Genomic DNA, 16,762 nt, shown 5'->3' with positions numbered 1-16,762 from the left:
TTCCGCCACCGGTAGTACGTCTGCTCCGTCACGCCGATCTTCTTCGCCGCCTGCGGCACCGTCTGGCCCCGCGAGATCTCCAATTCCGCTTCCCGTAACTGCTGAATGATCTGCTCGACCTGCAAACGCTTCGTGCCCATGATCCCCTCCCTTTTTCAAGTGATGGTCGTCAGTCTACGACTGACGACCGGACTCGTTTAAGGGGGGCAGGTCAGGAGATGAGCCGAACGCGAAAGAAAAGAAGGAGCTCACCGAAGCGGAAAAAGAGCGCAAGAGTCTCCGTAAGCAGGTTCAGGAGAAACTGATCAAGTTCGCCGCGCGGGTTCCCGTGTTTATGTATCTCACCGACTTTCGTGAACAACGACTGAAGGATGTCATCACGAAACTGGAGCCCAAGCTGTTTAAGCAAGTAACCGGCCTGACGACGGCGGACTTCGAGCGACTGATGAGCTTGGGCGTGTTCAACAGCGCCCTCATGAACGACGCCGTATGGAAGTTCCGCCGGTATGAGGACGCCAGCCTACGCTACATGGGCGTAAGTCGGCACGCAGGTCTGCAACGCGGTCTGTTCGACACCACGCTCACCGAAGACGACTTCAAATCGACATTCGAAGGCTTGGCTGACGGGTAGCCTTGCTCGGCGCCGGTCTCGTACGGCTCGTGCAGTTGCACGGCAAGACGTAGCTCACCCCTTTTGTCGACGACAAGTCAGGCCCACCAGCGATAACGCGAGTCCGATTTTGCTCGTCGTAACAACGCGGCTCATCGCAAGAACCGGCCGCCGTTGATGTCGAGGGTGGCGCCGGTCATGAAGGCGGCTCCGTCGGAGGCGAGGAAGACGACTGCGCCCGCCACTTCGTCGGCCGTGGCGTTGCGGCCTAGCGGCGTTTGGCGGCGGTAGTCTTCCATGCGTTCTGGCGTGCTGAACACTTCGTGGTGCCGTGTCTCGACGACGCCCGGCATGATCGAGTTCACTCGGACCTGCGGCGCGAGCTCGCGCGAAAGGGTTCGCGTCATCACTTGCAGCGCTCCCTTCGCGGCGGCGTAGGGCCCGGCCCCCCCTGCTCCGCCGGTCTGCACCGAGAGCGAAAGATTGTTGATGATGCTGCCGTGGCCCGACGCGCGCAAGTGCGGGATCGCTCGGCGCGTGACTAAGAACGGGGCCGTGACGTTGATGTCGAACGCTTGCCGCCAGAGGTCGAGCGGGCAGTTCTCTAAGCTCGAGCGGCGCAGCGGATTGCCGGCGTTGTTCACCAACACATCGAGCCGACCGGCTTGCTCGAACAACTCGTCGACGATCCGGTTCGCCGCCGCTTCGTCGGTGAGATCGGCCTGCAAGAGAAAGCCGCGCGACCCGGCCTCGGCGACCAGTTCTAGCGTCTCGCGAGCTTCGGCTGCGCTGCTGTTGTAATGCACGCCGACGACCGCTCCCGCACGAGCCAGCGCTACGGCGCAGGCCCGCCCGATGCCGACTCCGGAGCCGGTGACCAACGCGACCCGATCTTTCAACTCGTTTGCCATGAGTGCATACTTTCCGAGTGGTTTTAATGGTGAGGCCGCCAGTTTATCAGCGGCATGCGCGGCGAGATACACGCTGCGCTGAAATCGGTTGCCCGGATGATCGCGATGGGATACCTGTTATGCTTGGCACCGTAAGATATTAAGCTCGCCGTTGCCGAGTTGCCGCCGCATGTAAGGCCGCCGGATGAAAGGCCGACCCCGACACCGATGACTTCCCTTTCCGACGAATCGCCGCGGGCCTTGTTTCGGCTTTGGCCTGCTTATGAGCCGACGCCGCTCCTCGATCTTCCCGCGCTGGCGCAGCGTTGCGGAGTCGGCGCGGTGTATGTGAAAGACGAAGGTCGCCGTCCGCTCGGCAGCTTCAAGGTGCTCGGGGGGATGTACGCCGGACTGCGCGCCTTGGCCCGCGCCGCCGAACTGCCGACGATCGCTTCGCTCACGGCTCGCAACGGCTCCGACAGTAAGCTACCGACCCAGAAACTACCGACCGCGAAGCTGCCGACCCTCATCTGTGCGAGCGACGGCAATCATGGGCTCGCCGTGGCCGCAGCGGCCGAGCTGGCCGGAGCGTCGGCCCGCGTGTACTTGCACACGCAGGTGCCGGAGTCGCGCGCGAAGCGGATCGCCGCTCGGGGTGCCGAGATCGTGTGGATCGACGGCTCGTACGACGATGCGGTGGATGCCGCGTTTCTGGCGGTCGAGCGCGGCGAGGGCTTGCTCATCTCCGATACGTCGCCGCATCTGAACGATCCCGTCACGGCCGACGTGATGGCCGGCTACGGGCTCATGGTCGAAGAGATCGTCGAGCAACTCGGCAGTCGCGGCGCTGCGCGGCCGACGCACTTGTTCGTGCAAGCGGGAGTCGGCGGCCTCGCGGCGGCTTTGGCGCAAGGACTCCGCGAGACTTACTCGCTCGCTTGTCGCATCGTCGTCGTCGAGCCGGAAGCGGTGGCATGCGTCGGGCTCGCGCTGCGCGAGCGGCGCATCGAGCGGCTGTCGGGCGATTTGCAAACGTCGGCCGAGATGTTGTCGTGCGGCGAAGCCTCGGCGCCGGCCGTGGAGATTTTGCGCCGTGTGCAAGCCGATGCCGTGAGCGTGAGCGAAGCGGCGCTAAGCGAAGCCGTCGCTCTGCTCCTCGCCTGCGGCGGACCGGCGACGACCGCTTCCGGCGCGACCGGCCTGGCGGGCTTGTTGTCGGCCCTGCCCGGTTCTCCGCTTGCGCAAGAGCTCGCGCTCGACGAGCGGAGCAAAATTTTATTGATCGCCACCGAAGGTCTGGTGCCGGGCTCTGAAGGCGTCCGATAATTAGGTTGACCGCGGCGGCCGGACACGATTGAATAGAGTTCCCGCACCGTCTCGGTTTCCTCCCGCCTCCCCCTCCCCGCCATGCTCGCAACTCCTTTCTACCGGCGATGTTTGCGCTGCACCCGAAGCGCGGGAATGGCGTCGCTTGTGCTGGTCGTGGTTTTCGCGGCTTTGAGCTCCGGCGTCGTTGCGGCCGAAGCGGTCGATTACGTTCGCGACGTCAAGCCGTTGCTCGCGAAACATTGCTTGGCGTGCCATAGCGCCGTGCGGCAAAAGTCGGGCTTCCGCATCGACACGGCAGCCGGCGTGATCGGCGGAGGCGACAGCGGTCCCGCGGTCGTTCCCGGACGAAGTGCCGACAGCCCGTTGATGCACGCCGTCCTCGGGACACACGACCATTCGCGCATGCCTCCCGAGGCGGAAGGCAAGGCGCTGGACGAAAGCGAAGTCTCGATCTTGCGAAGCTGGATCGATGCGGGCGCGAAGGCTCCCGCCGAGACGCCGATCGCCGACCCGCGGGCCCATTGGGCGTTCCAACCGGTGCGGCGGCCGGCCGCTGCCGTCGACGCGAAAGGTTGGGCTCGCAACCCGATCGATACGTTCGTCGCGGCCGAGCAACGCCGACGCGGCCTTGCGCCGGCCCCGGAAGCAGCGAAGCAGGTCTTGCTCCGTCGTCTCTATCTCGACCTGACGGGCCTCGCGCCGACGCGCCAAGAGCTGCAAGACTTCCTCCACGACGACGCTCCCGATGCTTATGAAAAAGTGGTCGATCGTCTCTTGGCTCGTCCGCAATACGGCGAGCGCTGGGGTCGGCATTGGATGGATATCTGGCGCTACAGCGATTGGGCCGGTTGGAACAAACAAATCCGCGACAGCCAACCGCACATCTGGCATTGGCGCGATTGGATCATCGAGCAGCTCAACGCCGATCGCCCGTACGATCAGATGGTGACGGCGATGCTCGCCGCCGACGAACTTGCGCCGACCGATCGCAACGAGCTGCGGGCTACGGGATACTTGGTGCGCAACTTCAAGCTGCTGAGCCGCGAGCAATGGCTGCAAGACACGGTCGAGCATACGTTCAAGTCGCTCTTAGGGCTGACGTTGAATTGCGCGCGGTGCCACGATCATATGTCGGACCCGATCGAGCAGACGGAATACTACGCGTTCCGCGCGATCTTCGAGCCGCATCAAGTTCGGCTCGATCGCCTACCAGGCACGGCGGACGTCGCCGTCGATGGTTTGCCGCGCGTGTTCGATAAGGATCTCGCAACCGCGACGTTTCTGTTCGTGCGCGGCGACGAACGGACGCCGCGCAAAGACAAGCCGATCCCGCCGGGCGTGCCCGCGCTGTTCGGCGGTAAGTACGAAGTGAGCACGGTCTCGCTTCCTCGCGAGGCGTACGATCCGCTACGGCAAGCGTTCGTCTTGCAAGACGACTTGGCCGGAGCCCTGCGCATGGCCGAAGAGGCCGAGAAGAAAGTCGCCGCGCTGCCGACCCCGACGAAAGCCGGCGATCGCAAGCTGGCCGAACTCGAAGCGGCTTCGGCCCGGCAGCGTTATGAAACGCTCAAGCTCGTCATCGAGGTCGAGCAACTCGAAGCCGCCGGGAAATCGAACACCGAAGCTTGGAAGAAGTCGGCGACGGCCTCGACTCTAGCGCAGCGGCGTCAGGCCGTGGCCGAGGCGCGCGTGGAAGTAGCGAAAGCCGAGAACGAAGTGCTCGCTGCGGACGAAGCGCTGAGCAAAGCCAAGCCGGTCGTGGCGGGGAAGCCGGATAAGCCGGCGTCGGACGTGAAACGAGTCGAGCAAGCGGCGAAGAAGAAAGCCGATACGCAAAAAATATTGAAAGATGCCGAGGCGGCGCTCGCGCTGCCCGAGAGCTCGGCGTATGCGAAACGCAAGCTCGAAGTCTATCCACCGCAAAGCAGCGGTCGCCGCTCGGCGCTGGCCCGGTGGGTCGTCGATCCGAAGAACCCGCTGACGGCGCGCGTGGCGGTGAATCATCTTTGGGGCCGACACTTCGATCGAGCGATCGTCGCCACGACCGCCAACTTCGGCACGCTCGGCGCGAAGCCGACGCACCCGGAGCTGCTCGATTGGCTGGCGGCCGAGTTCGTCGACCCGCAAACGACCCCGTCGGCCCGGCCGTGGTCGATCAAGCATCTCCAGCGCCTGATCGTCACGTCGAGCACCTACCGTCAATCGTCGCACGCCGCGGCAACCGCTGTCGGCGGCGATCCCGATAATCATTATCTCACGAAGTTTCCCGCCCGGCGCTTGGAAGCGGAAGTCGTAAGAGACTGCGTGCTCAGTTGCGCGGGAGAGCTCGACCCGACGTTCGGCGGGCCCGACATCGACCACGCTCAAGGCCTGACGACGAAACGCCGCAGCCTCTACTTTCGCCATGCCGCCGAAAAGCAGATGACGTTCCTCAAGCTGTTCGATGCCGCCGCCGTGACGGAGTGTTATGAACGGCGCGAAAGCGTAATGCCGCAGCAGGCCTTGGCGCTGGCGAACAGCGAGCTCACGCTGACCCAATCGCGGTTGCTTGCCGGCCGGCTGCACGCAGCCCATGCGGCCGACGACGGCGCGTTCGTCGTCGCCGCGTATGAAACGGTCGTGACCCGAGCGCCGAACGAAGCGGAGCAGGCCGCGTGTCGTGAGTTTCTCACGCAACAACAAGCGTGGTTCGCCGCCCGGCAATCGCCACCGCCGAAGCCTTCCCCCTCGCCGCAACTTCGGGCCCGCGAGATGCTCGTGCATGCCCTCTTCAATCACCACGAATTCGTGACGCTGCCATGAGCATGAACCCACAACGCCCTGAGCACCGCTCGCGCCGTTCGTTTCTCGCCGACACCGGCATGGGCTTCACCGGCCTGGCGCTGTCGGCGATGTTGCAACGCGAAGGGTTGGCGAATGTCGGCGCGAAGCCTAAGCCGGCGAAGGCGAAGAACGTCATTTGGATTTTTCTCTGCGGCGGCGTGAGCCACATGGAGAGCTTCGACGTCAAGCCGGCGCTCAACAAGTACGCCGGCAAAAGCATCGACGAGACGCCGTTCGCGTCGTTGCTCGATGAGAAACGGGTCAATCAAAACCTCGTCGGCATCAACCCTTCGCACGGCAACCGCAAGCTCCTGATGGGGCTCAACACCGGTTATGGCAAGTACGGGCAGTCGGGCCTGACCGTCGGCGACTGGTTTACGAACATCGGCACCTGCGCCGACGACATCGCCGTCGTTCGCTCCCTCTGGACGATCCACAACGATCACGGCACGCAACTCACTTGGCACACCGGCCGGCACCCGCGCGAAGGCTCCTGGCCGACGATCGGCTCGTGGACCAGCTACGGCCTCGGCACGCTCAACGAGAACCTGCCGCAATATGTCGTCCTCGGCGAACCGACCGGCGACTGTTGCGGCGGCGAATGGACGCACGGCTCCGGCTATCTCGGGCCCGAGCATGCGGGAGTTCGCTTGAACGTCGGAGATGCTCCGCTGCCGTTCGTCTCGCCGGCCGGCGGCGGCATGTCGGCCGAAGAGCAAGCGGCCGAGTTCGGCCTGATCGGCAAGCTCAATCGCCTCGCCGGGATCGACTATCCCGACGACCCTCAACTGCGGGCCCGCATCAAGAGCTACGAGCTCGCGTTCGGCATGCAGACGGCCGTTCCGCAAGCGCTCGACCTGACGCGCGACGAAACGGAAGCGACGCGCCGGCTATACGGCATCGATCGCCCGGCGACCGCGTCGTTCGGCAAGCTCTGCTTAGCCGCGCGGCGCATGGCCGAGCGCGGTGTGCGCTTTACGCAAGTGTTTCACGGCGGCGGCGGAGGAGGCGCGTGGGACTCGCACTCCGGCATCAAAGACAGCCACACTAAGCTCGCCGAACAGGTCGACTTGCCGATCGCCGGCTTGCTGAAAGATCTCAAGCGGCGCGGCATGCTGGAAGAAACCTTGGTCGTCTGCGGCACCGAGTTCGGCCGTTCGCCGGGAGCGCAGGGAACCGGCCGCGACCATCATCCCAACGCCTTCAGCGCGTGGCTCGCCGGCGGCGGCATCAAAGGGGGCGTCGTGCATGGTGCGACCGATGAGCTCGGGTTCTACGCCACCGAGAATCCGCATTACGTTACCGACATCCATGCCACGGTGATGCAGCAGCTCGGGCTCGATTCCCACGCGCTCGACATCCCCGGCCGCAAGCGGATCGACATGGATCACGGCCGCCCGATCGCCGAGATCGTCGAGGCGTAGCGGAATCGCACCCTCGGTTGCCGGCAGCGCGTGCAGCTTCGCCGTGCGTGCGGCGATCCGGCTTGCTGGCGCCGGAGGGGCGAACTACACTCCCCCTCCCTTCAAGCGAGCGGCAGGGCCGATGGTTCGGCTTCGCGCGTGAGCTGGGTTCTCCGTGCGAGCCGCGATCCCGCCCATGACGTATCGACCCGACATCGATGGCCTTCGTGCCGTGGCCGTGGCGAGCGTGGTGCTGTGCCATGCCGGCCTCGGGTTTCCAGGCGGCTTCGTCGGCGTCGACGTCTTCTTCGTCATCTCGGGCTATCTGATCACTTGCCTGATGCTCAAAGACTTGGAAGCGGGGACCTTCTCGCTTGCGCAGTTTTGGGAGCGGCGCATTCGCCGCATTCTTCCGGCGCTGGCGGTCGTCGTCGCGGCGTCGTTCGTCGCGGGCTGGTTCTTGCTGGTCCCGTCGGCTTATAGTTCGTTCGGTCGTTCGGTCGACGATCTGGTGCTGCTCAAGGCGAACGTCCATTTCTCGCGCGACGTCGGCTACTTCGCCGCCGCTGCCGACGAGAAGCCGCTGCTGCATACGTGGTCGCTGGCCGTCGAAGAGCAATTCTATTTGTTCGTGCCGTTGTTGTTTTGGTTGGCCGTTCGTTTCGGTCGGCGAAGCTGGCTGGAGCCGCTCGTCGGTTTGATCGCACTGACTAGTTTCGTCGCCGGTCTGCGCGGGGTCTTCCACGACAATCAAGCTTCGTATTATTTCCTTACGACGCGCGCTTGGGAGCTTCTGGCCGGCGTGGCGTTGGCGATCCGGTTATACAACTGCCCTGCCGTCGCCGGCTATCCGGTCGCCGTGCGATGGCGCGAAGCCTTCGCGACTCTCGGCTTGGCGGGGATCGTGCTGCCATGCTTGTTCTACGACGCTCGGACTCCGTTTCCCGGCTTGGCCGCGTTGCCGCCGGTCGTCGGCGCGATGTTGCTCATCGGCTTAGGTGCCGATACGGAGCGCAAGACCTGGGTCCATCGGCTGCTCGAGTCTCGCAGCGCCGTGTACATCGGGTTGATCTCCTACTCGCTCTATCTTTGGCATTGGCCGTTGCTCGTCTTCTTCAAGCAAGGGAATGTTGCCGCGCCGACGAACTTCGAGCGCGTGCTGTTGGTCGCGGCGTCCGTGGCGCTGGCCGTCGTCACGCAGCGCTGCATCGAAACGCCGTTTCGTCGTCGACGCTACCTCGCTTCAAGGCCCGGCCTGATCGGGGTCGCCGCACTCGTCTTGGTCGCCCTACACACCGGCGGCAGAGTGCTACGCAGCACGGAAGGACTGGCTGGTCGGATGCCGCCGCATGTGCAAGAGTTCGCGCAGACGATCGTCGGAGATTCTCGCTTCTATCGAGACCACTACGCCGCCGATGTTCCTCAAAATCTGCTGTCGGTCGGTGCCGAAGGTGCGGAGCCTGAGCTGCTGGTGTGGGGCGATAGCCATGCGATGGCGGTTTTGCCGGCGATCGACGAGCTCTGCCGAACGTCGGGCATCGGGGCTCGCGCCGTGGTTCACTCCGGCTGGTCTCCGGTCGCCGCGCACCTCGCGCCACGCCCCGCGCGCGATTTTACTCGCGCCACCGCCGTAGGCGCGGCCGTGAAAGAGTATCTCCCGGCGAGCAAGATTCGCGCGGTGATTCTCGTGGCCTATTGGAACGAGTACCGGCACCTGCCGAACTTCGCCGCAGCGCTCGCGACGCTGGTCGACGAGCTCCGCGCCACGGGCTGCGAAGTCTACTTTATGAAAGACGTACCGGTATTCGAGTACGACGTCGCGGCGAAGCTGCTGCAATGCCTTTGGCGCAGGCACGATGCCCCCTCGATTGCGATCTCGCCGCAAGAGTATGCTGCTCAGAGTCCTTACTATGCGACTTTGATTCCGCTGCTGACTGCGCATGGCGCGAAGATTCTCGATCCTCTGCCGAGCTTGCAGGCGCGTACAGGCTCGCTCGAAATGCGCCCGAGCGACGCCGGCGGCTCATTCTACCGCGACTCCAACCACTTGAGCGCCTACGGAGCGAAAGTCATCAAGCCGATGTTCACGCCGGTGGTCGATACGCTACTCGCGCAACCGATTCTCATGACGAACGGCGCGCGCACGACGACGAAGACTCGCTAGCCGAGCCGCGTTTCTTGCCAAGCTGCGCTTTCATGCCCGTCTCGCGACCTACTTCAGCCACGCCTTCACGATCGGGTCGATCGCTTCGGCCCAGACGTTGTAGCCCTGCTCGGATAAGTGCAGCGCGTCGGGCATCAGCTCTTTGGGAAGCGTGCCGTCGGCGGCGAGAAATTTATCGCCGATGTCGAGGTAGCGGACGCTCTCGCCGTTTTGCAGCTTCGCCAAACCTTCGTTGAGCGTCTTGATCCGGCGACGGAAGTCGGTGTCGGGCTTCGCGTCGCGCGGCAACACTCCCATCAGCAGAATCTTCGCTTGCGGGAGCCGTTCGCGCAGCGTCGCAACGACGGCCGTTACCCCGCGCAGCACGTCCTCGGGCTTGTCGCCGTGCAGGCCGAAGTTGTTCGTGCCGATCAACAGCACGACGGCCTTCGGGTGGATGCCATCAAGCTCACCGTTCGTGATTCGCCACAGCACGGTCCGCGTGGTGTCGCCGCCGATGCCGAAGTTGGCGGCTTTATGCGGCGCGAAGTATTTTTTCCACGGCGCGTTCTCACCCCAGCCCTGCGTGATGCTGTCGCCGAGGAACAGCAAGTCGATGTCCCCTGCTTTCGCGCGGGCCAGGAACGCGTCGTGCATCTTGTTCCAAGTCGCCACCGACATCCAACTGTATTCCTGCGTCCGGCGCGACGGCTGCGCCGCGTCGTCGGCACATGCGAGGCCCGTCGTCGTCAACAGAAATACTACCGTCCAAGCAATGTGTCGCAGAGCGTTCTTCATCGAAGGTGCTTCCTCGTTAATTCCATCGTTCCCAATTCGGATCGGTCTCAACTTAGCAACGTACTTAGGCGTTCGGGATAGTGCAACCGCCTGTTTCGCTCAGGGATCGGTTTGCTCCTTAAAATTCACTCGGTAGTACAGTCGCACGCGCCGACCTATAATCCGACGGCTCTCGTTTTCCCCTCATAACTCCGGCCACTTTGGGCTCTCACACATGATGCGCTCTCCTCTTCGTTCGGCCGCTGTCGCGCGCCGGTTTCTCGGCTTGGTCGTCGGCGTCAGCTTCATTGCGAGTGCCCTGCTTTCCGCTTCCGCGCCGGCTTGCACCGGCATCACGTTGAGGCCGAAGGATGGATCCGTCGTCTTCGGACGGACGTTGGAATTCGGCGTCGATCTCCAATCGAACGTGCTCGTGATCCCGCGCGGCACGAAGTACGTCGGCACGACGAATAACGTGCAAAAGCCGGCGTCGGGCCTCGCTTGGGCGAGCAAGTACGACGTCATCGGGGCCAATGCGTTCGGCATGCCGATCACGATCGACGGGCTCAACGAGCGCGGCCTGCATGTCGGGTTGTTTTACTTTCCCGGCTTCGCGAAGTATCACAACGTCGCTCCTGCCGATGCCGACCGGTCGCTCGCTCCGTGGGAGCTCGGCATCTATCTGCTCGGCACTTGTGCCGACGCTAAGGAAGCGGTCGCCGCCGTCGAGCAGGTGTTGGTCGGGGCAGTCGTGCAGAAAGAGATGGGTTTCGTTCCGCCGGTGCATTACATCGTCACCGATGCGGCCGGCAGCAGCTTCGTGATCGAGTACATCGACGGTGCCTTGAAGCTGTACCCGAACCCGCTCGGCGTCATGTCGAACTCGCCGCCGTTCGATTGGCACATGACCAACCTCGGCAACTACGTGACGATCTCGGATAAGAACGTCGGCAAGCTTGATCTCGCCGGCGGCGAGATCAAGAGCCTGGGTCAAGGGTCGGGCATGCTCGGCCTTCCCGGCGACTTCACGCCTCCGTCGCGCTTCGTTCGAGCCGTCGCGTTTTCGAAGACCGCGCTGCCGGTCGACACGGCTCAGGCGGGCGTGCTGCAAGCGTTTCACATCCTCAATCAGTTCGATATTCCGAAAGGCTCGACGCGCCAACTCGAAGCCGGCAAGGAAGTCGCCGAGTACACGATCTGGACTTCCGCGGCCGATCTGAAAAACCTGCGCTACTATTTCCGCACCTTCGACAACAGCCGGATTCGTATGGTCGACCTGAGAACGATCGTGCTCGATTCCGCGGACATCCGGACCATCTCGATGCAAGGCGAAGAACAGATCGAAGACGTCACGAATCGGCGTTAAGCCGGCGCGCAAAAAAACAACGCCCGCGGAAATCAATCCGCGGGCGCTTGCACACCGTGATACGCTCGCACGCCTACCGTGATCGAGGGGAGATCGTCCGCGCGTCCGTGCGGCAGCTACTGCTTCACCTTCCAGGGAATCGAGCTATCGGAAAGGCTCGGTTCCGAGGAGAGTTCGTCGCTCGGGCCGACGAGCCGTGCTTCTACTTCTCGGCGAGGCGCCGCGGTCGGCGCTGCCGGGCTCTTTCGTTCCTTCTCGAACACCGCGAATCGGAACAGCCTCGAAGAGCCGCGACCCGGATCGAAATCCGAGTCTGCAACTTCCGGTACTGAACCGTTCGCACCGTCGGTCGCCGTCGTTGCTACGGCGCTTGTCCGATCTGCGACGGGAGCCGACGTTTGCACGACGTACGGCATCGCGGCAGCGGTAAACGTCGCCTCGATGTTCGACGCAACGCGCTCCGAGCTCTCTTCATCGACCACCAAACTGCCCGACGAAGGAGTCGATGTGCTGCCGACCGATCTTGGAGTCGGCGCTACCGGAGCCGAGCCGGCTCCACCGCCGATTTCCATTTGCAGATAGATCGGTTGTCCCGGTCCACCTCCCATCGGCACTTGCAAAAACGTCGGTCGTCCGGCCGCGCCGCCGAGCGGAACCTGCAACAAGCTCGCAGGTCCGTATCCGTTGGACATCGGCACGGTCATATACATCGACGTGTTGGCACCGCCGAGCCCGCCGTTCATGGCGAGAATCGTCGTCAACGCGGAGTTTCCCCCGAAGCCGCCCGGCACGCCATACGGCATCCCGCCGTATTGCGCACCGTAGTTGCCGTAGCCGTTGGCATAGCCGTAGTTGGAGTACCCGTTATTCGAGTAGCCGTAATACGTCGGGCGATAGTAGTTCGAATAACCGCACGAATACCGTGGTGAGTAATACGTGTGGCACCTTCTGAACCAAGACGCCTGGGCCGCGGGGGGCGCCATCGCATGCACGAGCATGACGATGGCCGGCGCTATGCCGATCAACATTCGCTTCATGATCTACCTCCTTCTAAAACGTGGGTCGGCCGAGGCGGGAACACGGTAAAGACGAGGCGGCAACTCGGCCGCTTGCCGCTTCGTCGGAACGACGACTCGCTTCGACCCGTCCGAGCCGACGCGCGTATCGCGTCCCGATCGGTCGCGCCGAAGATCGAAATCGAGTGGCAGCGGCGTGCTTACTTATGCTTCGCGTGCGCGTGTGCTTGATGTTCCATCAAGTAGTGGCGATAGTGCAGGTCCTTCTGCAAATGCTGCCGATCTTCGTTGTGCTCGTGCAACGCGCCGGCCTCGACGAGCTCGGCGAGCTCGCCCGAGAAATACTCGTAGAGAAACGCTTTGTTCACGAACTCCTGATCGCCGCCGGCGAGTGCCGCCTGTTTGAGACGCGGAAATTGATTCTGCCGAAAGCGAAGCACTTCGTGCGCCAGCGTGCTATCCATGCTCTTCACGGCCACGATGATCTTGTCGACTTCCTCGACGAGTTGCCCGAAGGAAGCGACCTCGTTGAGATCGGCTTGCGTCGTTCGGCGATCGATGAGGTCGATCGTTTGTTGCGATTTTCGCCGCTCGAACGTCGTCGCGTCGTCGAAGGTCAGCGTCCCGACGATCGGGAACTTGCCGCCGCTAAACCCATAAGTCGCCGTCGGGCGCATCCGAATCGTCAAAGTTCGGTTGACTCCGATCGTCAGATCGCCCAGCGGAATCTCGACCTTCCCCGGCCCGAGCCTTTCTTCCCGGCCGAAGATATGATCGACCTTCAAGCCGGGTGGGACTTCGATCGTGAGCTTCGCGTTTTGCGCCGCGACCGCCAACAGCGAGCCGAGTTCCGAGCGGATCACGTCCGGGATCTGGTCCGGTTGTGCGACGTACGAATAGCGTCCGCCGCCGGCCTGCGCCATGCGCTTCATCAGCGACTCGTCGTACTCGACGCCGACGCCGATCGTCGAGATCGTCATGTTTCGATCATGGGCCATGCGCACGATGCCGACGAGCTTATCGGAATCGGTGACCCCTTCGTTGGCGACGCCGTCGGTGAAGAGGATCATGTGGTGCAAGCCCGGCGCTCCGGCGCGCTCCTTCATTTGCGCCATGCCTTCGAGCAAGCCGCCGCTGATGTTCGTATAGCCGTCGGCTTCGATCTCGTCGATGCGGTCGTGAAGATATTCTCGATTCACGACCGGATGCATCGGCACCATCGTTTGCACTTCATGATGATAGGTCACGAGCGCGGCATGGTCTTGCGGCGTGAGATTGTCGGTGACTAAGTGTGCCGCCTTGATTAGGAACCCGAGCTTCGAGTCGATGTTCATCGAGTTCGAGCGATCGAGCACGAGAGCAACATTCAACGGCTTGCGCGCTTGCGCCGCGGTCGATTTTCCCGTGTCGATGCGAATGCGCAGATACAACGCATCCCCTTGCGACGGCACGGTCGCTTGGCTCGCCTCGAACGTCCAAGCGATTCTCGCCGCGACGGGCCCGGCCTCCGGGGCGACGCCTGCCGGCGACGGATTGCCGATCGCGGTGCCGTCGGCCGTGACGCGGTTGGCCGTTACCCGCGTCTCAGTCGAAGTGCCTGCCGGCGGACTGGAAGTAGTCGAATTTCCGGTTGCTGCGCTGCCGGCCGTGGTCCCCGCCGCAGGCGTCTGCGCGAACGCCGAGCCGACGAAGATCGCCGGCGTGAGCAGAACCGCGAGGCACCAGGCCGAAGCGGCTCGTACATCGCGGAAACTCGTTCGAGCTCCCGCGCTTGTGTCCCCTTGTGAATTCATCGCGCTGGGGAGTCGCGATCGTAAACCTTCGTCACCGCCTTGTGTAAAGTAAATGTTCCCTGCACTCATAACTAACCAACCTTTCGATTGCCTGCGTTTTGCCCCGCTGCGGCGAATCTCGGCCCGTTTTCATCCATCGAATCAAAGTGGAAACCTCTTGCTCGAAGTCAAATACTTAACGAAGCATACCGTAGCTACGCAGCGGTCGAGACGCTCGGCGGCAACTCTTGCAAGCCTTAACGAGTTGTCACGATTCCGCGCGCGAACCTTACGAGAACCACAGCCGGCGCGCGAAGAGAAGCGCCCCAGCCGACGCCGCGCAGAGGAACCCTGAGGCGTTACAAAACTCGCTGGAGCATTGCGAAACTCGTTTCTAATGACTTCGAATTCGTCGTCTTTCCCGCGAATCGGGTATTGCGAGCCCGTTCTACGCGCAGAGATAATCGGCAGGTCGCTCCGGGCGATCTTCTCCCGATGTTGGTTGCCGACCGCTTCTTACAGGAATCTACGCATGCGCGTCTTATTACGAATCCTATTGCTCGCCGTGTCGATGCTTCTTGGCGGCATTGCCGAGCGGGCTGAGGCTCAAGTTGCCGGCGCATCGCCTCCGCCTGCGCGCGAGGGTTGGAAGCTCGTCTGGAGCGATGAGTTCGACGGTGCCGTGCTCGATAAGAGCAAGTGGGACCATGACCTCGGCAACGGGTTCTTTAATTACGACGCCAACACTTGGATCTCCGGTTGGGGCAACGAGGAGTTGCAGTATTACACCACCTCGCCCGACAACGTTTTCCTAGCCGACGGTAATCTTCACATTCGAGCCGTGAAGGAATCGTATCTCGGGTGCGGCTACACCTCGGCGAAGTTGAAGTCTCGCAAGCGCGACGGGACCTCGCTCTTCGCGAAACGCTACGGCAGATTCGAGTGGCGGGCGCAGCTTCCCGTCGGGCGCGGCGTTTGGCCGGCCCTCTGGATGTTGCCGCAAGAAGATAAGTACGGCACCTGGGCCGCCTCGGGCGAGATCGACGTGCTCGAAGCCAAAGGTCAGGAGCCGGATCGCATTCACGGCACGTTGCACTTCGGCTCCCGATGGCCGGCGAACGCTTACAAAGGGAAAGAATACGTCCTGCCCGAGGGGCGCACGATCGCCGAGATGCACACGTATGCCGTCGAGTGGGAGCCGGGCGAGATCCGCTGGTATTGCGACGACGTCCTCCATCAAACGCAATCTTCGTGGTGGAGCAGCAACAAGCAAGACGGCAACAAAGGTGCGAAGCCGACGAAGGAAGCGGAGCTCAACCCCTGGCCCGCGCCGTTCGACCAGCCGTTTTACTTGGTGATGAACGTCGCCGTCGGCGGGCGCTTTCTCGGCAAGCCGGATGCGACGACGAAGTTTCCGGCCGAGATGGTCGTCGACTACGTGCGCGTGTACGATCGGACGGAGCCGTATGGCGAGCCGAAGCCGCGCGGCACGGAGACCTTGCCGTTCGGCAGCCGGTAGTTGCTACGTTCGTGAGTCCGCGAGAGCCCGATGTCGTTTCTTCCGACCGCCGATTGGAGTCTGTTGCGAGCCCGCGCGGAGTTGTTGAAGCAAGTCCGCGCGTTCTTCGAGGCACGCGGGTTCTTAGAAGTCGAGACCCCGATTCTTTCGGCCGATACGGTCGTCGATCGGCATCTCGACCCCCTCACGACCGAACTGACCGGCCTCGGCAAGCCGCGCACGATGTACTTGCAGACCTCGCCGGAGTTTGCCATGAAGCGACTCATGGCGGCCGGCGGCGAAGCGATCTATCAAGTCGCTCGGGTCTTCCGCCAAGGGGAGCGCGGCCGCAGGCACAACCCTGAGTTTACGCTCGTCGAGTGGTATCGCCGCGGCGACGACTACACCGCCGGAATGCAACTTCTCAGCGATCTCTGCGCAGCGATTCTCAACCGCGGCACTGCCCAGCGGCTGACCTATCGCAACGCGTTCGAGACGTACGTCGGTCTCGATCCGCTTGTGATCTCCGACGCCGACCTGCGGCAAGCGGCGCGTGCGCGGCTTCCGAATGCCGCCGCGGCCTTCGGCGACGACACGGATCGCGATGCGTGGCTCGATCTCTTGCTGACGGAATTGATCGAGCCCCGGTTGGGTGCTTCGAGCCCGACGATCTTGTGCGACTATCCGCCGAGCCAAGCGGCGCTGGCGCAGGTGCGAGCCGAAGCGTTGCCGGTTGCCGAACGGTTCGAACTCTATGTCGACGGCATCGAGCTGGCGAACGGCTATCATGAACTGCTCGATGCCGAAGCGCTGGTCGCGCGGAATGTGGAAAACAATCGGCTGCGCGCCGCCGACGGCAAGTCGACGCTGCCGGTCGAGAGCCGGCTCGTCGAAGCCATGCGCGCCGGGCTTCCCCCCTGCACCGGCTGCGCGCTCGGCTTCGATCGCCTACTGATGCTCGTGGCGGGGAAGCGCGAGATCACGGACGTGATCGCTTTCCCGATCGAACGGGCCTGAATTCACCAGCGGATTTTCCTCAGGCCTGTTTCTCTGAAGACGCCCTTCGCCAGTGACGTAGCCGAACCCACGGCTTATGATGGAGAGGCCGTTTCGCTTCCCCTCCGCCCGCGAGCTT

At 63.1% G+C, this 16,762-nt stretch carries 13 protein-coding genes; 8 read left to right on the top strand and 5 right to left on the bottom strand.

All coding sequences use genetic code 11. The features are described 5' to 3' along the window. The coding region (locus K8U03_21605; GenBank protein MCE9607492.1) for a helix-turn-helix domain-containing protein at nucleotides 1–140 on the bottom strand (140 nt) is incomplete at its 3' end. A gap of 194 nt (nucleotides 141–334) precedes the next feature. Here K8U03_21605 and K8U03_21600 point away from each other — a divergent pair. Next, nucleotides 335–631, top strand: a complete 297-nt coding sequence (locus tag K8U03_21600; protein ID MCE9607491.1) for a hypothetical protein — start codon at nucleotides 335–337, stop codon at nucleotides 629–631. A gap of 131 nt (nucleotides 632–762) precedes the next feature. Here the strand turns inward: K8U03_21600 and K8U03_21595 are convergent, their stop codons facing one another. Next, a complete protein-coding gene (locus K8U03_21595) occupies nucleotides 763–1,521 on the bottom strand; it encodes an SDR family oxidoreductase (GenBank protein ID MCE9607490.1) in 759 nt (252 codons plus the stop codon). 207 nt (nucleotides 1,522–1,728) lie between these two features. Here K8U03_21595 and K8U03_21590 point away from each other — a divergent pair, with 207 nt between their 5' ends. The 4 genes from K8U03_21590 to K8U03_21575 all read left to right on the top strand — a co-directional run bounded on the left by K8U03_21590 (nucleotide 1,729) and on the right by K8U03_21575 (nucleotide 9,219). Then, nucleotides 1,729–2,826: a pyridoxal-phosphate dependent enzyme gene (locus K8U03_21590; GenBank protein ID MCE9607489.1), complete on the top strand. Its 1,098-nt coding sequence runs from the start codon at nucleotides 1,729–1,731 to the stop codon at nucleotides 2,824–2,826. Nucleotides 2,827–2,961: 135 nt separating this feature from the next. After that, nucleotides 2,962–5,631, top strand: a complete 2,670-nt coding sequence (locus K8U03_21585) for a DUF1553 domain-containing protein (GenBank protein ID MCE9607488.1) — start codon at nucleotides 2,962–2,964, stop codon at nucleotides 5,629–5,631. After that, complete coding sequence (locus K8U03_21580; GenBank protein ID MCE9607487.1) at nucleotides 5,628–7,076, top strand: DUF1501 domain-containing protein; 1,449 nt, start codon at nucleotides 5,628–5,630, stop codon at nucleotides 7,074–7,076. Before K8U03_21585 ends, K8U03_21580 begins: the two co-directional genes overlap by 4 nt. 175 nt (nucleotides 7,077–7,251) lie before the next feature. Continuing rightward, nucleotides 7,252–9,219: an acyltransferase gene (locus K8U03_21575; protein MCE9607486.1), complete on the top strand. Its 1,968-nt coding sequence runs from the start codon at nucleotides 7,252–7,254 to the stop codon at nucleotides 9,217–9,219. A 48-nt stretch (nucleotides 9,220–9,267) separates the two neighbouring features. Here the strand turns inward: K8U03_21575 and K8U03_21570 are convergent, their stop codons facing one another. Beyond that, nucleotides 9,268–9,996 carry a GDSL family lipase gene (locus K8U03_21570; protein ID MCE9607485.1) on the bottom strand — a complete coding sequence of 243 codons (729 nt, stop codon included), beginning with the start codon at nucleotides 9,994–9,996 and terminating at the stop codon, nucleotides 9,268–9,270. A gap of 217 nt (nucleotides 9,997–10,213) precedes the next feature. Here K8U03_21570 and K8U03_21565 point away from each other — a divergent pair, with 217 nt between their 5' ends. Then, nucleotides 10,214–11,341, top strand: coding sequence for a choloylglycine hydrolase family protein (locus tag K8U03_21565; GenBank protein MCE9607484.1), 1,128 nt, complete (start codon nucleotides 10,214–10,216; stop codon nucleotides 11,339–11,341). A gap of 116 nt (nucleotides 11,342–11,457) precedes the next feature. On the opposite strand, the gene K8U03_21560 is transcribed toward K8U03_21565, so the two are convergent. Both K8U03_21560 and K8U03_21555 read right to left on the bottom strand, forming a co-directional pair. Then, a complete protein-coding gene (locus K8U03_21560; protein ID MCE9607483.1) occupies nucleotides 11,458–12,378 on the bottom strand; it encodes a hypothetical protein in 921 nt (306 codons plus the stop codon). Nucleotides 12,379–12,557: 179 nt separating this feature from the next. After that, complete coding sequence (locus K8U03_21555) at nucleotides 12,558–14,150, bottom strand: VWA domain-containing protein (GenBank protein ID MCE9607482.1); 1,593 nt, start codon at nucleotides 14,148–14,150, stop codon at nucleotides 12,558–12,560. Between the two features lie 550 nt (nucleotides 14,151–14,700). On the opposite strand from K8U03_21555, the gene K8U03_21550 reads away from it, so the two are divergent. Beyond that, nucleotides 14,701–15,648, top strand: a complete 948-nt coding sequence (locus tag K8U03_21550) for a glycoside hydrolase family 16 protein (GenBank protein ID MCE9607481.1) — start codon at nucleotides 14,701–14,703, stop codon at nucleotides 15,646–15,648. Nucleotides 15,649–15,678: 30 nt separating this feature from the next. Beyond that, nucleotides 15,679–16,644, top strand: coding sequence for an EF-P lysine aminoacylase GenX (gene genX, locus K8U03_21545; protein MCE9607480.1), 966 nt, complete (start codon nucleotides 15,679–15,681; stop codon nucleotides 16,642–16,644). Nucleotides 16,645–16,762 lie beyond the last annotated feature (118 nt).

It is taken from the genome of Planctomycetia bacterium, from assembly GCA_021413845.1.
In the GTDB taxonomy this organism is placed as follows: domain Bacteria; phylum Planctomycetota; class Planctomycetia; order Pirellulales; family PNKZ01; genus PNKZ01.
This window is presented reverse-complemented; position numbering and strand designations above follow the sequence as displayed.

Bases quoted from the DNA above. Each gene is read 5' to 3' on its own strand.
- K8U03_21600 (MCE9607491.1), top strand. From the start codon at position 335: ATGTATCTCACCGACTTTCGTGAACAACGACTGAAGGATGTCATCACG.
- K8U03_21595 (MCE9607490.1), bottom strand. From the start codon at position 1,521: ATGGCAAACGAGTTGAAAGATCGGGTCGCGTTGGTCACCGGCTCCGGA.
- K8U03_21590 (MCE9607489.1), top strand. From the start codon at position 1,729: ATGACTTCCCTTTCCGACGAATCGCCGCGGGCCTTGTTTCGGCTTTGG.
- K8U03_21585 (MCE9607488.1), top strand. From the start codon at position 2,962: ATGGCGTCGCTTGTGCTGGTCGTGGTTTTCGCGGCTTTGAGCTCCGGC.
- K8U03_21580 (MCE9607487.1), top strand. From the start codon at position 5,628: ATGAGCATGAACCCACAACGCCCTGAGCACCGCTCGCGCCGTTCGTTT.
- K8U03_21575 (MCE9607486.1), top strand. From the start codon at position 7,252: ATGACGTATCGACCCGACATCGATGGCCTTCGTGCCGTGGCCGTGGCG.
- K8U03_21570 (MCE9607485.1), bottom strand. From the start codon at position 9,996: ATGAAGAACGCTCTGCGACACATTGCTTGGACGGTAGTATTTCTGTTG.
- K8U03_21565 (MCE9607484.1), top strand. From the start codon at position 10,214: ATGCGCTCTCCTCTTCGTTCGGCCGCTGTCGCGCGCCGGTTTCTCGGC.
- K8U03_21560 (MCE9607483.1), bottom strand. From the start codon at position 12,378: ATGAAGCGAATGTTGATCGGCATAGCGCCGGCCATCGTCATGCTCGTG.
- K8U03_21555 (MCE9607482.1), bottom strand. From the start codon at position 14,150: ATGAATTCACAAGGGGACACAAGCGCGGGAGCTCGAACGAGTTTCCGC.
- K8U03_21550 (MCE9607481.1), top strand. From the start codon at position 14,701: ATGCTTCTTGGCGGCATTGCCGAGCGGGCTGAGGCTCAAGTTGCCGGC.
- genX (MCE9607480.1), top strand. From the start codon at position 15,679: ATGTCGTTTCTTCCGACCGCCGATTGGAGTCTGTTGCGAGCCCGCGCG.